At 67.9% G+C, this 18,773-nt stretch carries 18 protein-coding genes; 12 read left to right on the top strand and 6 right to left on the bottom strand.

The genetic code is table 11. The features are described from left to right. Nucleotides 1-1,203 (top strand): MFS transporter, encoded by a 1,203-nt coding sequence (locus M1D55_RS17875; protein WP_456281452.1) that lies wholly within the window; start codon nt 1-3, stop codon nt 1,201-1,203. A gap of 43 nt (nt 1,204-1,246) precedes the next feature. Here the strand turns inward: M1D55_RS17875 and M1D55_RS17870 are convergent, their stop codons facing one another. The 3 genes from M1D55_RS17870 to M1D55_RS17860 all read right to left on the bottom strand — a co-directional run bounded on the left by M1D55_RS17870 (nt 1,247) and on the right by M1D55_RS17860 (nt 3,647). Then, nucleotides 1,247-2,293 carry a nucleotidyl transferase AbiEii/AbiGii toxin family protein gene (locus M1D55_RS17870; RefSeq protein ID WP_064577074.1) on the bottom strand — a complete coding sequence of 349 codons (1,047 nt, stop codon included), beginning with the start codon at nt 2,291-2,293 and terminating at the stop codon, nt 1,247-1,249. A gap of 6 nt (nt 2,294-2,299) precedes the next feature. After that, on the bottom strand, nt 2,300-2,893 hold the full coding sequence (locus tag M1D55_RS17865; RefSeq protein WP_053821699.1) for a DUF6088 family protein: 594 nt from the start codon (nt 2,891-2,893) through the stop codon (nt 2,300-2,302). Between the two features lie 121 nt (nt 2,894-3,014). After that, entirely contained in the window at nt 3,015-3,647 is a 633-nt protein-coding gene (locus M1D55_RS17860; RefSeq protein WP_456281451.1) for a TetR/AcrR family transcriptional regulator, read from the bottom strand. A 209-nt stretch (nt 3,648-3,856) separates the two neighbouring features. Here M1D55_RS17860 and M1D55_RS17855 point away from each other — a divergent pair, with 209 nt between their 5' ends. The 6 genes from M1D55_RS17855 to M1D55_RS17830 all read left to right on the top strand — a co-directional run bounded on the left by M1D55_RS17855 (nt 3,857) and on the right by M1D55_RS17830 (nt 10,056). Then, complete coding sequence (locus M1D55_RS17855) at nt 3,857-4,600, top strand: SDR family NAD(P)-dependent oxidoreductase (RefSeq protein WP_456281450.1); 744 nt, start codon at nt 3,857-3,859, stop codon at nt 4,598-4,600. Between the two features lie 317 nt (nt 4,601-4,917). Then, complete coding sequence (locus M1D55_RS17850; protein WP_006578676.1) at nt 4,918-5,820, top strand: amidohydrolase family protein; 903 nt, start codon at nt 4,918-4,920, stop codon at nt 5,818-5,820. 55 nt (nt 5,821-5,875) lie between these two features. Then, complete coding sequence (locus M1D55_RS17845; protein WP_006578677.1) at nt 5,876-6,790, top strand: amidohydrolase family protein; 915 nt, start codon at nt 5,876-5,878, stop codon at nt 6,788-6,790. 76 nt (nt 6,791-6,866) lie between these two features. Further along, a complete protein-coding gene (locus tag M1D55_RS17840) occupies nt 6,867-8,291 on the top strand; it encodes a UbiD family decarboxylase (protein ID WP_456281449.1) in 1,425 nt (474 codons plus the stop codon). After that, nucleotides 8,288-8,911 carry a UbiX family flavin prenyltransferase gene (locus M1D55_RS17835; RefSeq protein WP_456281448.1) on the top strand — a complete coding sequence of 208 codons (624 nt, stop codon included), beginning with the start codon at nt 8,288-8,290 and terminating at the stop codon, nt 8,909-8,911. The genes M1D55_RS17840 and M1D55_RS17835 overlap by 4 nt, the downstream gene beginning before the upstream one ends. Before the next feature lie 83 nt (nt 8,912-8,994). Beyond that, on the top strand, nt 8,995-10,056 hold the full coding sequence (locus M1D55_RS17830) for a CobW family GTP-binding protein (RefSeq protein ID WP_456282732.1): 1,062 nt from the start codon (nt 8,995-8,997) through the stop codon (nt 10,054-10,056). A gap of 96 nt (nt 10,057-10,152) precedes the next feature. Here the strand turns inward: M1D55_RS17830 and M1D55_RS17825 are convergent, their stop codons facing one another. Next, nucleotides 10,153-11,202 carry an AraC family transcriptional regulator gene (locus M1D55_RS17825; RefSeq protein ID WP_064577068.1) on the bottom strand — a complete coding sequence of 350 codons (1,050 nt, stop codon included), beginning with the start codon at nt 11,200-11,202 and terminating at the stop codon, nt 10,153-10,155. A gap of 295 nt (nt 11,203-11,497) precedes the next feature. On the opposite strand from M1D55_RS17825, the gene M1D55_RS17820 reads away from it, so the two are divergent. Then, entirely contained in the window at nt 11,498-12,844 is a 1,347-nt protein-coding gene (locus M1D55_RS17820; RefSeq protein WP_064577067.1) for a nucleobase:cation symporter-2 family protein, read from the top strand. Between the two features lie 83 nt (nt 12,845-12,927). Beyond that, nucleotides 12,928-14,271, top strand: coding sequence for an amidohydrolase family protein (locus M1D55_RS17815; RefSeq protein ID WP_064577143.1), 1,344 nt, complete (start codon nt 12,928-12,930; stop codon nt 14,269-14,271). An 85-nt stretch (nt 14,272-14,356) separates the two neighbouring features. On the opposite strand, the gene M1D55_RS17810 is transcribed toward M1D55_RS17815, so the two are convergent. Further along, the gene (locus M1D55_RS17810) at nt 14,357-14,854 is read right to left on the bottom strand and encodes a hypothetical protein (protein ID WP_156526604.1); all 498 of its coding nucleotides are present in this window, start codon (nt 14,852-14,854) and stop codon (nt 14,357-14,359) included. A gap of 221 nt (nt 14,855-15,075) precedes the next feature. After that, complete coding sequence (locus M1D55_RS17805) at nt 15,076-16,281, bottom strand: MFS transporter (RefSeq protein ID WP_064577065.1); 1,206 nt, start codon at nt 16,279-16,281, stop codon at nt 15,076-15,078. 183 nt (nt 16,282-16,464) lie between these two features. Here M1D55_RS17805 and M1D55_RS17800 point away from each other — a divergent pair, with 183 nt between their 5' ends. From M1D55_RS17800 to queD, 3 genes are all read left to right on the top strand, one after another. After that, on the top strand, nt 16,465-17,403 hold the full coding sequence (locus M1D55_RS17800) for a LysR substrate-binding domain-containing protein (protein WP_456281447.1): 939 nt from the start codon (nt 16,465-16,467) through the stop codon (nt 17,401-17,403). A gap of 180 nt (nt 17,404-17,583) precedes the next feature. Beyond that, entirely contained in the window at nt 17,584-18,219 is a 636-nt protein-coding gene (gene queE / locus M1D55_RS17795; RefSeq protein WP_064577063.1) for a 7-carboxy-7-deazaguanine synthase, read from the top strand. Between the two features lie 33 nt (nt 18,220-18,252). Further along, nucleotides 18,253-18,729 (top strand): 6-carboxytetrahydropterin synthase QueD, encoded by a 477-nt coding sequence (gene queD, locus M1D55_RS17790; RefSeq protein ID WP_064577062.1) that lies wholly within the window; start codon nt 18,253-18,255, stop codon nt 18,727-18,729. Nucleotides 18,730-18,773 lie beyond the last annotated feature (44 nt).

The following is an 18,773-nucleotide window of genomic DNA, read 5'->3' as shown; positions in this document are numbered from 1 at the left end:
ATGTGGCTGACGGTGGCGGTCGTGGTCGGCGCCGGCGTCGTCGCGGCGCTGCAGGTCGGCAAGGCCGCGATCGCGACGCCGATGCTGCGGGCAGACCTTGGCGCGAGCCTGGCGCAGGCGGGCTGGCTGATGGCGATCGTCGCGGTGCTCGGCTCGCTCGGCGGGATTCCGGCCGGTGCCCTGGTTACCGCCTTCGGCGACCGGCGTGTGCTGCTTGGCGGTCTGCTCGCGGTGGTGGCCGGCGCTGGCGCCGGCGCGCTGGCGCCGACGCTGCCTGCGCTGATGGCGTCGCGTTTTGTCGAAGGACTGGGCTTCCTGCTGATCGCGGTGGCGGGGCCAGCGGTGCTGCAGCGCGTCGTGCCGCCGCAGCGGCGCGATATCGCCTTTGCGCTGTGGAGTTGCTTCATGCCGGCCGGCATGGCGCTGGCGATGGTCGCCGGTCCGCTGTTCGGCACCTGGCGCGGACTATGGTGGGGCAGCGCGGCGCTGGCCGTGGTCGCGACAGTGGCGACGCGGCTGGCGATACCGGCTGCGGCGCAGCGGCCGGCATCGCCGCAGCCGTCCTCGCGAGCGCAAGGCGTCGCGGGCGCTGCCGCAACCATGCGCGCCGATATCGTGTCCGTGCTGCGCGCCTCGCAGCCGCTGCGGCTCGCCGCCTGCTTCGCGCTGTACAGCCTGATGTTCTTTGCGTTGTTCAGCTTCCTGCCGGTGCTGCTGATCGAACGGATCGGCGTCTCCCACCGCATGGTCGGGCTGCTGACGGCGCTCGCGATCGCCGCCAACATGATCGGCAATCTGGCCGCCGGCTATCTGCTGGCGCGCGGCGTATCGCGGTCCCTGGTGATGGGCGCTACCTGCCTGACCATGGGACTGGCCGCGCTCGGCATCTTCCTGCCGCTCTTCGGCGATGTGCCGATCTTCCTGCTGTGCCTGCTGTTCTCGGCGGTGGGCGGGCTGATTCCCGCGACCTTGCTGTCGAGCGCGTCCATCGTCGCCCCCACGGCGGGGCTGTTGCCGGTCGTGATCGGCCTGCTGATGCAGGGCAGCAATGTTGGGCAAGTGGTCGGACCCGTTACCGTCGGCGCGGCCATCGAGGCCTGGGGCTGGCACGCCGCCGCGGCCGTCGTGGCGCTATCGGCGTTGGCTGCCATGCTGCTGGCGCGCGGCATGCGGTTTGGGGCCGAGCAGTGTGAATCGGCGTGAACCGGAGCTTTGAACCGCCCTTCGCCATAGCGCGAGCCGCGGATCAGAACGTCTTTTCGGGCAGTGGTTCTGTACCTCGGGCCAGGTCGTTCGCTCTGCGTTCGATGGTGGCGCAGCGCTCCAGCAGTATTTCAAAGGGCTCGCCATCGTCAAGCAGCAGGCCGTCGTCGATCATGTGCTGATAGTCGGAGGCCAATGCGCTAAGCGCCTTGTCGTCAGGGACCAATCGCAACCCTCCGGACACCGCCACGCCATAGTCGATCGGTTCGCCGCCAGGAAATTTCTCGGCGAAGAAAATCCCCTTGTGCTTCGCGACGGCGTGGGCAAGACCGCGATCGGCAAGGGCGGCATCGGCGAGTCCGACGTCGTCGAGGCGCACCAGATCGTGCCAATGCCGGGCGAAACGCGCGCTGCCACGGAACTCACCCTGTGCGCAGTAGACATGAATCGCCGTGGCCTTTTCCCAGAACGTGCGTTCGGCGCGCATGACGCGCGCGGTAGTGTCTGGAAACGCGATCTCGCGAAGATGCGCGGCCGCATCGCAGTGGATCCGGCGCAGATGACTTGGCTCGCCCGTACATCGGGCACCGAACTCGAGCATGACGACCGGGGAAACGTAGCCGGTTCCACAGGACAGCGGCTCGTACGCAATTAAGACCTTGTCACCGTCCACGCTGGCGGCCGCCGGCAGCCGTTGCCTCCCCAATTCGTCTTGAATCGACGGAAGCATCTCGGTCATGACCCAAGCCGACAGGCGCGTGCGGATGGCCTTGGTCCATCGCTTCTCCTGACTACGGTTAGGCGGCAGCGGTTCGCCGGTGTCCCCGATCAGGTCGCCGGCGATCGCCCTGATGTCATAGGTCAGGTCGATGTCTTCTGAGAAGCGGCGGATCGCGCCATACGCCTTGGACAGAGAAGTACCGCCCTTGAAGACCAGATGATCGGCATGAGGGCCGGCAAAGAGATGGCGCAGCGACCATACCACCCATAGATCCTTTTCGAGCAGATGCGGCGGCCGGCCGGATCGCGTCGCGACCACTTCGAGAGCATCCCGTTGTTCCGCCCGGGACAGGCTGAAGAACTCGGTCACGTTGCGTCAATGCTGCAGCAAGGTACTCACTTCCTTGGCCATCCACGTGGGCAGCTGACCGCGTGAAGACGCGACTTCGGCAAGGTCGGATGCCGAGAGCCGGGCGCGCAGTTTTGCGATCGCTTCGTTGGCATGTTGGGGGCCAAGCCATGTCAGCGCGCGCAGGACCTTTCCGGCGTGGCGGCCGGCCAATGCCAACTGCCATCGCGGTGCGTGCCGGAACTCAATCACTTGAGCGCCCAGCGTAAGCAGGCGGCTGCGGCCGGAGGTCAAATACACGGCGCGCACGGGAACTTGCGTCGTCAGCCCCAGTTCGTTGGCCGCCGCGGCACCATGAGGCACGACCGTTTCCCCACGCTGCCGGGCAAGACCCTCGATCAATGCCGAGGCGGCCGGCGCCCGGTTGCCGAAGCGGGTAGGCACGGGAACGGCATAAATACCGCGTTCGATGCGAAGCAATGCGCCACGGCGCGCCATACGGCTGAGCGCCTGGTCGACGGCGGCGCGATTTCCCAGATGCAGCAAGCCCTTGGCGACCAAGGGCGTGCCTTCCGGTAGTCCGGCTGCGTATTCGGTGATCTGTTGGGCAAGGGTTCGCATCGTTCCTCCTTGAACTGTCGGAAGTTTATATCGATTTCTGACACAAGGCAACGACGGTGGCATCCGGCGACCTGCATCGCGCTCGTTTGGTCGTCAGGGAAGAAGGTCTTGAAGAGGCGTATCAGGCACTACGCTGCCGCGCGGGGCGTTTCTGCGGCTCGCCGGATAAGCTATCCCACACCCGCATCGCGCAGTCCACCACCCGGTGCAGCCGCTGGCGCGAAGCCCCGGTGCGGGCCTGGATCGACAAGCCCTGCAGCACCGTCTCGAAGTAAGCCGCGAGGGCGCCGATGTCCGTGTCGGCCGGCAGTTCGCCGGCCTCGACGCCTTGCTTCAGGCGCTGGCGCACCGATTCGCCGACCGTGCGCAGCTTGCTCGACAGCATCGTCTTCATCTCGCTGTCGTCGTCGGGACAGGCGGCGGCGATCGACACCACCAGGCAGCCGCGCGGCGTCGTCGGGTCGCAATAGGCGTCGACGTTGTCACGCAGCATCGCCTCGATCGCCGCGCGCGCGGCCGGGCGGGCCAGCGCCGGCGTGGTGAAGTTCATCGTGCGCTGATACAGCGCCATCGCTTCCTGAAACAGCTGCGCCTTGTCGCCGAAGGCGGCATAGAGGCTGGGGCGGTTGATCCCCATCGCGGCGGTCAGCTCGCTCAGCGACGCCTGTTCGTAGCCGCGCTCCCAGAACACGCGCATGGCCGCCTGCAGGGCGGTGTCGCGGTCGAAGGCGCGGGGTCTTCCTCGTTGGCTCATGGATGGAACGGTGAATTCTGTACTGACCGGATAGTAAATCCCTTGACCGTCGGCGACAACGTGCCAATAATGCCATTCAAATTTGTACCGACCGGTATGAATTGCGGGCGCGGCGATCGATACCGGCGACACCTGTGTGGCAACCCGGTTCAAACCACGCCGAACGACGCGTTGAAACCACGTTGAATACCAACTTCAAGGAGCAAGACATGGCATCCCTGCAAGGAAAAACGGCCCTGGTCACGGGCGGCAGCCGCGGCATCGGCGCCGCGATCGCGCGCCGGCTGGCCGCCGATGGCGCGGACGTTGCACTGACCTACGCCAGTTCGGAGCAGCAGGCCGAAGAGGTTGCCGCCCAGGTGCGGGCGCATGGCCGGCAGGCACTGGCAATCCGGGCCGACAACAGCGATCCGGGGGCGGTGGCCGATGCGGTCGCGCGGGCCGCGGCGGCGTTCGGCAAGATCGACATCCTGGTGAACAACGCCGGCATTTTCCGCGCGGGTTCGCCGACGGAAGCGACCGTCGAGGACTTCGACGTGACGATGGCCGTCAACGTCCGTGCCGCCTTCGTTGCGATCAAGGCGGTGGCAGCGGTCATGCCCGATGGCGGCCGCATTATCTCGATCGGCAGCAACCTCGCGGTGCGCGTGCCGGGGCAGGGAATGGCGATCTATAGCGCGAGCAAGGCGGCGCTGGTCGGCATGACGCAGGGCCTGGCGCGCGATTTCGGTCCGCGCGGCATTACCGTCAATGTGGTGCATCCCGGCTCGACCGCCACCGACATGAACCCGCCCGATGGGCCGCATTCCGACTGGCAGCGCTCGCTGATGGCAGGGCAGCAGCGTTACGCCTCGCCGGACGAGGTGGCCGCCGTGGTGGCGCTGCTGGCCTCGCCGGAGGCGCAAGCGGTGACCGGCGCAGCATGGACCATCGATAACGGCACCAACGCCTGATCGCACGCCGCATCGATCGATCCGAGCGCGGGAGCGTGGGCACCGCAACATCGGCGTCCACGCTTCCCGCTTGACATCCGAATTTCCACGGCGGTATAAAGGCGCCGTGGGTAGAAGCGGTCGATTGAACAAGCAGCGGCGCAATGCCGCGATCGTTCAACTGGAGATTGCTCACTGACGGAGTACCGTCGGTGGCGCATTCTTCCAACGCTCCCCCTCGACAGTGCTCCCGAACGCAACGCGCGCCTGGCCCGTCCCGCAATGACCGGCCCGGTCCCGCATGCCTTCAACCTGCAGCATTGCGAGGAGACACCCGCATGATCATCGACACCAGTTGCTATCCGACCAATCTGGTCGATCTGGCATGGCGGCACGATGGCGAGCCCTTTACCGGCGAGCGCCTGATCCAGATGATGGATGGCCCATTCCTGATCAACGGCAAGCCGCGCCGCATCGATCGCGCCTTCATCCAGCCGCCGCAAGGCAACACCATCTACACGTGGACCGACGGCACCAGGTCGGGCAGCGAATCGATCGACGCCTATATGGCCTACACGGTCGAGATGGTGCGCAAATATCCCGACCGCTTCATCGGCTGTTTCGTCTACAACCCGCGTTGCGGCGTCGAAAACGGCGTCAATGCGATCGACCATTACGTGCGCAAGCTCGGCTTCAAGATGGTCCAGTTCCAGGCCAACATGCACGCCTATCGGCCCGACCGCGCGCTCGACTGGCTGCGTCCGGCGCTGCAGAAATGCGCGGAACTGGGCGTGCTGGTCAAGCTGCATACCGGCGACGGCCCCTACAGCATCCCGACCGAATGGGTGCCGATGATCAAGGAATTCCCGACGGTCAATTTCATCATGGCCCACTTCGGCGTGCAGACCGGCGGCGTCTATTGCTTCGAGCCGTTCCAGATGGCGATGGACATGCCGAACGTCTATTGCGAATCGGGCTGGTGCCTGCAATCGCGCATCGTCGAATTTGCCAAGGTCTTGCCCAGGCACAAGATCCTGTTCGGGTCCGATACGCCGCCGAACGAGCCGGGCATGTGGCTGCGCCTGCTGGAGGTGCTGTGTTTCGAGCCGCCGCAGGGGCTCAATCTGGACGAGGACACGCTGGAGGACTACCTCGGCAACAACGTCGCGCGGATGATCGGGCTCGAACCGACGCCGGTGCCGCGCACGGTCGAAGAGGCCCGCGCCAGGCTCGCCGCCTGAGCCGCGCCGCCCACGACCGCTTCCAGACAACGCAGCCCCGCACGGAGCCACTGCAATGATCATCGACACCCATCTGCATCCCACCAACCTCGTCGACGAGGCCTGGCGCCATACCGGCGAACCGTTCACCGGCGAGCGCCTGCTCAAGATGATGGACGGCCCCTACATCATCAACGGCAAGCCGCGCCGCATCGACATGGGCTTCATCCAGCCGCCGCCCGGCAATACCGGCTATCGCGACGGCAATCGCCGCGGCCGCGAAGGCGTGCGCGACTACATGGCCTATGTGGCCGAGCTGTGCCAGAAATATCCGGACCGCTTCATCGGCAATTTCACCTTCAATCCGCGCTGGGGTCCGGAAGAGGGCGCGCTCGAGCTCGAATACCACGTCAAGGAATACGGCTTCAAGATGATGAAGCTGCATGCCAACATGCACGGCTATCGCCCCGACCGCGCGCTCGACTGGCTGCGGCCCGCATTGAAGATGTGTGCCAAGTACAACGTCGTGGTGCTGATCCACACCGGCGACGGGCCGTACACGATTCCGACGATGTTCTATCCGATCATCCGCGAATTCCCGATGGTCAATTTCATCATCGGCCATTTCGGCATCCAGACCGGCGGCAATTATTCGTTCGAGGCGTTCTGGATGGCGATGGACACACCGAACGTCTATTGCGAATCGGGCTGGTGCTTCCAGTCGCGCATCGTCGAATTCGCCCGCCAGTTGCCGCGCAACAAGATCGTGTTCGGCACCGACACGCCGCCGAACGAGCCCGGCATGTGGCTGCGCGAGCTGGAGATGCTGTGCGGCCCCGCGCCGCAGGGGATGGATCTGGACGAGGACGGGCTGGAGGACTACATGGGCAACAACATTGCCCGCCTGATCGGCCTGGAGACCACGCCGCCGCCGCGCACGATGGAAGAGGCGCAGGCCCGGCTGACCGATACCTACGCCGGTCTTCGCTGAACCGTCCCACACGGCGGCCGGCCGGGCCCGGCACCTTCGCGTGCCGCGGCCCGGCCGGCGTGACAAGGAGAGAACGATGACATCGTCGCTCAATTCGGGGCGGGATTCGGGGCGCGATTCTGGGCGCTACTCGTCGTCGCAGGATTTCCGCGACTTTCTGTCGGCCTATCGGGCCGCGCATCCCGATGATGTGCTGGTGATCGGCGACGAGGTCGGTGCCGATCAGGATGCGACCGCCGTGGTCTGGCAACTGGCCGCGCAGGGGCGCCATCCGATGCTGGTGTTCGAGCGCGTGCGGGGTTTGGGGACGCCGCTGGTGACCAATGTGTTCGCCTCGCGCGAGCGCGTCGGCCGGCTGCTTGGCGTCGGCGCCGACGGCATCCACGCCGAATATCAGGCGCGCAGCCGCCGCCTGGTGCCGCCGCGCGAGGTCGACAACGGGCCGGTGCTCGAGGTCGTGCAGAGCGAGGGCATCGACCTGCGGACGATCCCGGCGATCCGGCATTTCGCCACCGATCGCGGGCCCTATATCACCAACGCGATCCTGATCGCGCAGGACCCCGAGACCGGCATCGGCAATGCCAGCTACCACCGCTCGATGGTGCACTCGCCGACCGGCATCGCCACCAGCCTGCATTCGCGCGGCCACCTGTGGCGCATGCAGCAGCAGGCCGCCGTGCGCGGGCAGCCGTTGCCGGTGGCGATGGTGATCGGCGCGCATCCGCTGTTCATGCTGGCGGGCGCGGCACGGCTGCCGTACGGCGTCGACGAGCGCCACGTTGCGGGCGGGCTGTTCGGCGCGCCGCTGGAGGTCGTGCGCACGCCGCGCCATGGCATCGCGGTGCCGGCCAGCGCGGAGATCGTGCTGGAAGGGGTCATCGATCCGGAGGCGCGTGTCGACGAGGGGCCGTTCGGCGAGTTCACCGGCTATTCGTCGGACCGCTCGACCAACAATCTGCTGCGCGTCGAGACGATCCTGCGCCGGCGCGACGCGATGCTGATCGACGTGGTCGGCGGCAATTCGGCCGAGCACCTCAATCTCGGACGGATTCCGCGCGAGTCGGAGATGGTCGAGAAGCTGAAGGAGCGTTTTCCCAGCGTCACCGCCGTGCACTACCCGAGTTCGGGCACGCACTTCCATGCCTATGTCGCGCTCAAGCCAATGCGTGCCGGCGAGGCGCGCCAGGTCATGCTGGGACTGCTCGGCTGGGATCCGTACCTGAAGACGGTGATCGCGGTCGACGAGGATGTCGACGTCACGCGCGATGAAGAGGTGCTGTGGGCCGTCGCCACGCATCTGCAGCCGCATCTGGACGTGGTGGTCGTCGACGGCCTGCCCGGCAGCGCGCTCGATCCGTCGGCATCCGGCGTCGGTACGACGTCGCGCATGGGGCTCGATGCGACACGCGGCCCGCAGTTCGATGGCATCCGCGCGCGCATCGGCGACGACGCGATGGCGCGGGCCGCGCGGCTGCTCGGCGATGTGCTGGGGCGCCCATGAGCCGCCGCCTCGTGGTCGCCATCACCGGCGCCAGCGGCGCGATCTACGGCGTGCGCCTGCTGCAGTGGCTGGCGCAGCAGCCGGACTGGCGCACCGACCTGGTGGTGACGCCGTCCGGCTGGCTGACTATCCGGCACGAGCTCGGCCTGTGCCGCGCCGAGGTCGAGGCGCTGGCCGACGTCGCCCACAACGTCCGCGATATCGGCGCCACCATCGCCAGCGGCTCCTATCGCTGCGCCGGGATGGTGGTGGCGCCGTGTTCGATGCGGACGCTGGCGGCGATCGCGCATGGCCTCGCCGACAACCTGGTCACGCGCGCCGCCGACGTGATGCTGAAGGAAAGGCGCCGGCTGGTGCTGCTGCCGCGCGAGACGCCGCTGCATCTGGGCCATCTGCGCAACCTGACCGCGGTCACCGAGATGGGCGCGATCGTGCTGCCGCCGGTGCCCGCGTTCTACCACCGGCCAGGCTCCATCGACGATCTGGTCAACCATACCGTCGGGCGTACGCTCGACCTGTTCGATATCGACCATGCCGGTCTGGTCGCGCGTTGGCAGGGGATGCGTCCCGTGCCGGGCGACGCGATGCCGACTGCCATGGCGGAGGAGGAGACACGATGAATGCCCTAACGTCCCTTACCCATGAAGCGATACGTTCGACTACGGTCCAGCAGGCCGCCGGAGATCATGCCGAGCGCGCCGCGGTGCCGGTCCCCGTGACGATCCTCACCGGCTTTCTCGGCGCCGGAAAGACCACCCTGCTGAACTACATCCTGACCGAGCGGCACGGCCATCGCATCGCGGTGATCGAGAACGAGTTCGGCGAGGTCGATGTCGATTCGGACCTGGTGCTGAGCTCGGACGAAGAGATCTACCAGATGACCAACGGCTGCATCTGCTGCGTGGTCGACGTGCGTACCGATCTGGTCCGCATCCTACAGAAGCTGCTGGCGCAGCCCGAACGCTTCGACCATATCATCGTCGAGACCAGCGGCCTCGCCGACCCGACCCCGGTCGCGGCGACCTTCTTCATGGACCACGAGGTGGCGCGGGAGGTCGCGCTCGACGGCGTGGTCACGCTGGTCGACGCGCTGCATATCGAAAGCCATCTGGACGATCCGCGGCTGCGCGGCTTTGACAATCAGGCGGTCGACCAGATCGTCGCAGCCGACCGCATCGTCATCAACAAGACCGACCTGGCCGACCCGGCGGCGGTGGACGCGCTGGAGGCGCGGCTGCGCCGGCTCAACGAGGGCGCGCAGATCCTGCGTTCGAACTATGCACGCATCGATCTGCGGAACATTCTGGGAATCGGCGGGTTTACGCCGGGGCTGGCGGTGCTGGACGACAGCGGGGACGAGCACGATCACGGCCACGGTGATGATCATGGCGAAGGGCACGTCTGCGACGAGCACTGCGGACACGACCATGACCATGATCATGATCGGGAGCATGCCCACCGCCACGATCCGTCGGTCTCGTCGGTCTCGCTGGTATTCGACCGGCCGTTTGACGGAGACCGCCTCGCCAGCGCGATCCGGGCCTTGCTGGCGGCGCAGGGCGACGACCTGTTCCGCATCAAGGGCATCGTCGCCGTCGCCGGCAGCGAGCGGCGCCATGTGCTGCAGGCCGTGCACCGGCAGCTCGACCTGCATGCGGGCGATCCATGGCTGGACGCGCCGCGCGACAGCAAGCTCGTCTTTATCGGCCGCAATCTGGACCGCGGCCGATTGCAGACAATGCTGGGGATCTGCCTGGCACGTTGAGGCGAGGGCGCAGCGTCGCATCGGCGCCGTGGCGGCGGGGGCGGCGGGGCGGAAAACCCGCGCCGCCACGGCTGGGATCGCTGGATAAAACTGCCGCTATCCTTCGCGCCGCTGCGCGCGGCGCAACGTGTCCGACGGCAGTTCTCCGAATTCGCGCCGGTATTCGCGCGAGAACATACTCAGATGCGCGAATCCGTGCCGCAGCGCGATCGCGGTGACCGCGCCGGGCTGCTGCGGCGCGCGCAGCAGGCTGTCGCGCGCGCCCTGCAGCCGCAGCAGCCGCAGATATTCCATCGGTGTCGCGTTCTTGCTGCGCCGGAAACCGACCTGCAGCGAGCGCTCCGACACGCCGCAATGGTCGGCGAGTTCGCGCATCGTGATCGGACGATCGAGATTGCGCCGCAGATACTGGATGGCCCGGCGCACATAGGCCGGCAGCGTCGGCTGGAAGCGCCGCGGCAGCGTGGCGCCGTCGCCGGAGAACTGGTCGAACAGCAGCGTCGACACCACCATATGCTCGATGCTGGCGTCGATGGTCGGATTGGCGGTGCCGGCCCGGCGCGTGCGCATTTCCGCGCGCAGATAGCCGACCAGCGCCTGCCAGCGCTCGGCCACACCATTCAACGCATTGGACCCATTCAACGCATTGCCGCTGGCTAGCCGTGGCGCAAACGCGATCGGCGCCGGCGGCTCGAAGCCGAAGTGCTCGCGGAACGCGTGTTCGATCGCGCGCCGGCGCAGCACCACGCAGAAGCGTTGGCAAGCCGCATCCAGCAGCAGCCGCGTGCGCAGTGTCGGCGAGGCAATCAGCGTGCTGCCGTGCGGGAACTGCTGCAACTGGCCATCGGTGAACGCCTCGCAATGGCCAGCCACCGTGGTTTGAATCACGTACTCGTCCTTGCCGGGCCGCGGCTCGATCTCCATCGCGGTGCTGTAGCGGATATCGACCAGCGACAGCTGGCCGATATGGCATTGCTCCACCTCGACATGCAGCGGCGCCGCGGCGTCGAGCGGCCGCACGCGCGTGGGCCCGAACAGCCGCGTGCACAGCGTCTGCACATGCGGCAATTCGCTGGCATGGAATCGATGGACGGCGCCGAGGGCCGGCGTTGAAACGTCCGCGGGAACGTCGGAAAGCGGCTGCATGGAAGCGCGGAGCTGAGAATGCGATGGCAGGCACCCGGAACGGCGGTGCGCGCGCTATCGTAAGGGCCGCCATTGCCGACGGCAAAGCCGGGACAAACCCGCAGCACCGCTGCGATCGCCATCGGCATCGCGAACGTTCGCACGACCACCGCACGACTATCGCACCGCGCGGCTCACATCGCTGCGCTTTGCGCCTATCGCCTTCGCAATTGCGCTATGACGGCGCCGGCGCGGCCGCTACTGTGGCTGCAGGCGCCGCCTCGAGCGCCCTTCAGCCACCACCAAGGAGACGACGATGGCTTCGCCCCAACACCCGGTCGACGCGGTGCTGCCGCCGCGCGCCATGCTCACGCTGGGCTTCCAGCACATGCTGGTCAGTTATCTGGGCGCCATCACGGTGCCGATGATCGTCGCCGCCGCGTTGAAGATGACGCCGGCGCAGACGACGCTGCTGATCAGCACCGCGCTGTTCACCTCGGGCATCGCCACGCTGCTGCAGACCGTCGGCTTCTGGAAGTTCGGCGTGCGGCTGCCGATCATGCAGGGCGTCGCGTTCAGCTCGGTCGGTCCGGTGATCGCGATCGGCACCGATCCGTCGCTGGGTTTCCAGGGCGTTTGCGGCGCCATCATCGGCGCGGGCGTGATCACGCTGCTGCTGGCGCCGGTGATCGGCCGGTTGCGGCAGTTCTTCCCGCCCGTGGTGACCGGCTGCATCGTCACCGCGATCGGCCTGTCGCTGTTCCCGGTCGCCTACCAATGGCTGGGCGGCGGGCGCGGTGCGCCCCAGTTCGGGGCACCGGTGTTCTTTGCGGTCGCGATCGGCGTGGTCGCGCTGATCCTGGCGATCAACCGCTACGGCAGCGAGTTCCTGCGCAACCTGTCGGTATTGATCGGCCTGCTGGCCGGCGCGGCGGTCGCGACCGCGCTCGGCATGGGCGACTTCGCCGAGGTGCGTCGCGCGCCGTGGTTCACGATGGTGCAGCCATTCGCCTTCGGCCTGCCGGTGTTCGATATCGGGGCGATCGTCACGATGACGATCGTGATGCTGGTGCAGATGGTCGAGTCGATGGGGCTGTTCATCGCGATCGGCGATCTGGTCAAGCGCCCGGTCAACGAACGCGAGGCGACCAACGGCCTGCGCGCCAACGGCCTGGCCAGCGCGATCGGCGGCATGTTCGCGGCCTTTCCGTATATCGCGTTCATGGAGAACGTGGGGCTGGTGATCGTGACGGGCGTGCGCAGCCGTTGGGTCGTGGCGAGCTGCGGCCTGATGCTGTGCGCGGTCGCGCTGGTGCCGAAGATCGGCGCGCTCTTTGCTTCGATTCCGGCCGCGGCGCTCGGCGGCGCCGCGCTGGTGATGTTCGGCGTGGTCGGCGCGGCGGGCATCAAGACGCTGGGCCAGGTCGACTACGAGAACAACCGCTCGAACCTGACCATCGTCGCCATCACGCTGGCCTGCGCGCTGATGCCGGTGATCATGCCGTCCGTGCTCGAGAAGCTGCCCGAAGCGCTGCAGCCATTCGTGCACAGCAGCGTGATCATCGCCTGCGTGGTGTCCGTCTTCCTGAACCTGCTGCTCAACGGCGTGCCGCGCCGTGACGCACCGCTGGCGCACGCCGGCGAACATGCCCCGGAGATCTGATCTTGACCGAAGTCCAATGCAACAACGAAGACTCGCGGGACAACCCGCGCGAGAACCTGCTGATCCGCGGCGCCGCTGCGGTCATGACGGGCCTGGCCGGTCCGGCGGCGCGCGCCGGCGCGGCCGATATCCGCATCCGCGACGGCCACATCGCCGAGATCGCGCCAGGGCTCGCGCCGCTGCCCGGCGAACGCGTGCTCGACGTCCAGGGCGCCGTGGTGTATCCCGGCTGGATCAATACGCACCACCATCTGTTCCAGAACCTGCTGAAGGCCGTGCCGGCCGGCATCAACGCCGATCTGCAGGCCTGGCTCGCGGCGGTGCCGTATCCGCGCCTGGCGGCCTTCACGCCCGAGGTACTGCGCGCCGCGGTGCGGCTCGGCATGGCCGAGCTGCTGCTGTCGGGCACCACCACCTGCGCCGATCATCACTACCTCTATCACCACGGCCATGGCGCCGAGACCGGCGACCTGCTGTTCGAGACGGCCGCGGATATGGGGCTGCGGCTGGTGCTGTGCCGCGGCGGCGCGATCCAGTCGGCGGCCGACCATCCCGGCATGTCCAAGACCGCGCTGGTGCCGGAGACGCTCGACGAGATGGTGGCCGACATCGAACGGCTGAAGGCGCGTTATCACGACCCCGCCGGCGATGCGATGCGCCGCGTCGCGGTGGCGCCGACGACGCCGACGTTCTCGCTGCCGCCCGCGATGCTGCGCGAGCTGGCGGAGTTCGGCCGCGGTCTCGGCCTGCGCCTGCATACGCATCTGTCGGAGACCGACAACTACGTGCGCTTCTGCCGCGAGAAATATCGCTGCGCGCCGGTGGAATTCGTCGGCGAGCACGGCTGGCTGGGCCCGGACGTCTGGTTCGCGCATCTGGTCACGTTGTCGCCGGACGAGATCCGCATGCTGGCCGCGACCGGTACCGGCATGGCGCACTGTCCGGTCAGCAACGCGCGGCTGGGCAGCGGCGTGGCGCCGGTGCGCGCGCTGGCCGATGCCGGCGTGCGCATCTCGCTCGGGGTGGACGGCGTCGCCTCCAATGAGTCGGGCAGCATGGTCCACGAGGCCAACTTCGCCTGGCTGGTGCACCGCGCGGTCGGCGGCGCCGCACAGACGACGGTGGAGGAGGTGATTCACTGGGGCACGGCCGGGGGTGCCGCGGTGCTGGACCTGCCGCGGATCGGCACGCTGGCGCCGGACCAGTCGGCCGACCTGGCGATCTACGACGTCAGCGGCCTGCGCTTCCACGGCTTTCACGACGTCGCCGCCGCGCCGGTGGCGGCGGGCGAACCGACGCCGGTGCGCCACGTCTTCGTGCGCGGACGCCAGGTCGTGCAGGACGGTGCGATCGTGGGACTGGATCTTGAGGCGCTGCGCCGCGAGGCGGCCGAGGCGATGCGGGTGTTGCAGCTGGCCGCGGCCTGAGCGAGACCTGAGCGAGACCTGAGCGAGACCTGAGCGCGGCCCAAGGACAAGCCAGCGCGCCGTTGCCGGCGCGCTGGCGTCTGGCTTAGCGGCCGCCGGAGCCGCCGCTGGTCCCGCCCGAGCCGCCCGCGCCGCCGGAACCCATGCCGCCGGTGCCAAGCCCGCCGCTACCGGTACCGGTACCGCCCGAGCCCGAGGTGCCCGTGCTGCCGGAACTGCCGGAACTGCCGGGGCTTCCCGGGCTGCCGGAGCCCATTCCTGAGCCGGTGCCGGTGCCACCGGTCCCACCGCTGCCGCTGCCGGAACGCCCGCGCGGGGCACTGGCGCCGCTCTTGCTGCCCGAACCGCCGCCGGACTGATAACCCGAGGTGCCACCGCTGCCGCTGGTGCTGCCCGAGCCTGTGGCGCTGGTCCCCGTGCCGGGGGTCGTGCTCGGTCCGGCGCCGGCACTGCCGCCACCGCTGCTGCTGCCGCCGCTGCCGCCGCCACTGCCGCTTCCCGCCCCGCCGCCTTGCGCGAGGGCCGCGCCGGTCGCGAGCGCCAGGCAAGCAGCAAGCGCTGCTGCCAAGGTCGTTGCTTTCATGCTGTCTCTCCAGGATGTGTGATATCGCCGGGCGTCGCCCGGCGTTCGTTCTGTCTTGCGCGCAGACGGGCTAGCGCGACGCAAGTTGCATGCCGTGATGGCATGCGTCACATCCGCGGGGAAGGGCAGAAGAGGCTTGCAGCATTGGCCGGGAAGCGGTGCAGATTTGGCGTGTGCGGCGGCGTTTCGATTGGCGCCGCCCCGCCAGTTCGCGCGGCCGGTCAGTGCGACATCGCACCGGCGGTGCCGCCGCCGCGATGGACCACGCCATCGGCGCGATCGAGGCGGCCGCTCCAGACCGTCAGGCCCAGCGCGACCAGCACCACCAGCGCGCCGATCCACGGCGTATGCATCAGGCCCAGGTGCGTCACGATCAGGCCGCCGGCCCACGCCGCGCCGGCGATGCCGAGATTGAACGCGGCGATATTGAGGCCGGAGGCGACGTCGACCGCCTGCGGCGTGAAACGCTCGGCCTGCTTGACGACATAGACCTGCAGGCCCGGCACGTTGCCGAACGCAACCGCGCCCCAGGCCAGCACCGTCGCCACCACCAGCCAACGGTGCGGCGCGGTGAAGTTCAGCACCAGCAGTACCGCGGCCAGCAGCACGAACATCGTCTTCAGCGCCGGAATCGGACCGTGGCGGTCGGCCAGGCGGCCGCCCCAGATATTGCCCGCGGCGACGGACAGGCCGTACACCAGCATCACCAGGCTGACCGCGCCCGCGTCAAAGCCGGACACGTCCTGCAGGATCGGTGCGAGGAACGTGAAGGGGATGAACGAGCCACCGTAGCCGATCGCGGTCTTCGCATAGACCAGCAACAGCCGCGGTTCGGCCAGCACGCGGGCCTGCTGCATCAGCGACGCGGGCGGCGTATGGCGGATGCCGGACGGCACGAACAGCAGGCTGCCGACGAAGGCGACCACACCGAGCGCGGAGACGGCGAGGAAGGTCTCGCGCCAGCCGAAATGCTGGCCGATGAAGGTGCCCAGCGGCACGCCGGTCACCAGCGCGACGGTCAGGCCGGTAAACATGATCGCAATCGCGCTGGCGGCCTTCTCGCGCGGCACCAGTCCGGTCGCGATGGTCGAGCCGATCGAAAAGAACACGCCGTGGGCGAGGCCGGTCAGCACGCGGGCCAGCACCAGGGAGCCGTAGCCCGGCGCCTGCCATGCCAGCAGATTGCCGAGCGTGAACAGCGCCATCAGCGACAACAACAAGGTCTTGCGCGGCAGGCGGCCGGTCAGCGCGGTCAGCAGTGGGGCGCCGACGGCGACGCCGAGCGCGTACAGGCTGACCAGCAGGCCGGCGGAAGGCAGCGACACGTGCAGGTCGGCCGCGACGGTGGGAATCAGGCCGACGATGACGAACTCCGTCGTGCCGATGGCGAATGCGCTGATCGTCAGCGCCAACAGGGCAAGGGGCATGATGGCCTCCAGGTATCAGGGATCGGGTATGGGGGAGTGGAATGGCCCGCATTGTGACCCTCGCCGGCTTGCCGATTAATCCGTTAATATGCAGAAAATATTTGATCGGTAGTCAATAATCGCGGCAAACCCGGATCGGCCCGGCTGGGAGCGGGTGCGATTCGATCCCGCAGGAAACCCGACATGAAAATGACCCTGGAAGAATTGCTGGCCTTCGTCACCGTGGTCGACAGCGGTTCGATCACCGCCGCGGCCGACCAGCTCGGCCAGACCGTCTCGGGCGTCAGCCGGGCGCTGGCCCGGCTCGAGGACAAGCTGTCCACCGCGCTGCTGCGGCGGACCACGCGCCGGCTGGAGCTGACCGAGGAGGGCGCCGCGTTGCTGGCGCATGCCCGCGCGATCCTCGGCGCGGTGGACCAGGCCGAGGACCAGATCGCGCTGCGGCGGCAGAAGCCGGCTGGCAAGCTGCGCATCAACGCCGCCTCGCCGTTCATGCTCCATGTGGTGGTGCCGCTGGTCGACGACTTCCGCCGCGCCTATCCCGAGATCGAGCTGGAGCTGCACAGCAGCGACCAGATCATCGATCTGCTGGAGCACCGCACCGATGTCGCGATCCGCATCGGCGCGCTGCGCGATTCGACGCTGCACGCGCGGCCGCTGTGCCACAGCCGCTTGCGGGTGCTGGCCAGCCCCGCCTACCTGAAGGCGTACGGGCGGCCGCGCTCGGTGGACGAGCTGGCCGGCCACAGCCTGCTTGGCTTCACGCAGCCCGACAGCCTGAACCGCTGGCCGCTGCGCGACGAGGCCGGCAACGATGTCGAGATCACGCCGGCGGTGTCGGCCTCCAGCGGCGAGACGCTGCGGCAGCTGGCGCTGGCCGGCCAGGGCGTGGTGTGCCTGGCCGATTTCATGACGGCGCAGGATCGGGCCCGCGGCGACCTGGTGCAGCTGTTTCCGCGCGAGACCCTCGACGTGCGCCAGCCCATCCATGCGGTCTACTATCTGAACACCCAGCTGTCGGCGCGCATTGCCTGCTTTCTGGACTTTCTGTCGGCGCGGATGCAGGACGACGCCCCGCGCCAGCCCTCGGACCGCCCGCCGGCCAGGCGTGTGCGGCATTGAGACGTCTTTGGTATACTGTCGCGTTTCCCCGCGCGACCGGAAACGCCTCCGCCAGGGCCAGCCGCACCGGCATCCGCCCCTGCATGGCAGCAGAAGGGCTGGCATAGCCAGGGCACCATCCGACGCCACCATCCAGTTCGAAACCATCGGTCGAACAGACAGGTCGAAACGACCCCGAGCATGACTTACGCCGTCAAGGAAATCTTCTACACGCTGCAGGGCGAGGGCGCCAACGCGGGCCGCGCCGCCGTGTTCTGCCGCTTCGCCGGCTGCAATCTGTGGACCGGCCGCGAGCAGGACCGCGAGCAGGCGATCTGCCGCTTCTGCGATACCGATTTCGTCGGCACCGATGGCACGCTGGGCGGCAAATACCGCAGCGCCGAGGAACTGGCCGCGCAGGTGGCCTCGCAGTGGCCGCAAGGCGCGGGCGGCCGCCCGCTGGTGGTCTGCACCGGCGGCGAGCCGCTGTTGCAGCTCGATGCGCCGCTGATCGACGCGCTGCACGCGCAGGGCTTCGAGATTGCGATCGAGACCAACGGCACGATCGCGGTGCCGGACGGCATCGACTGGGTCTGCGTCAGCCCGAAGATGGGCGCCGAGCTGGTGGTCACGCGCGGCGACGAGCTCAAGGTCGTGATTCCGCAGCCCGGCCAGGACTTCGCGGCATACGAGGCGCTGGATTTCCGCTATTTCCTCGTGCAGCCGATGGATGGCCCGCTGGCGCGCGAGAATACCGCCCTCGCGGTCGATTTCTGCCAGCGCCATCCGCGCTGGCGTCTTTCGCTGCAAACCCACAAGCTGCTGGGCATCCGCTAGGCATTCGCCGCACGGGTCCCGGCACCGGCCTTCATGAACAAGCAAGTCTCGATCACGCGCCGCCTCGAATTCGACGCCGGCCACCGCATCCCCAACCATGGCGGCCAATGCCGCAATATCCATGGCCACCGATATCGGCTCGACCTGACGCTGTCGGGGGAGGTGCTGCATCGCGAGGGCGCGGCCGACGAAGGCATGATCCTGGATTTCAGCGACATCAAGGCGCTGGCCAACCAGCATCTGGTCGACAAGTGGGACCACGCCTTCCTGATCCATCGCGGTGACACCGCGCTGCTCGAATTCCTGCGCGGCATGGAGGGGCACAAGACGGTGGTGCTCGACGCGATTCCGACCGTCGAGAACCTGGCGCAGATCGCCTTCGACATGCTGGCGCCGGTGTTCAAGGACTGCTTCGGCCACCATCTGCAGCTGACCCGCCTGGTGCTGTTCGAAACGCCGAACTGCTGGGCCGAGGTCACCGCGCCCGCCATCGCGCCGGCGCAGGATTGATCCGGCTTGATCCGACCGCCTAGGTGCCGACAACCGACTCGACG

Source organism: Cupriavidus sp. JZ107, from assembly GCF_053903255.1.
Note: the sequence above shows the minus strand (reverse complement) of the source record. Positions and strands in the feature narration are given on the sequence as shown.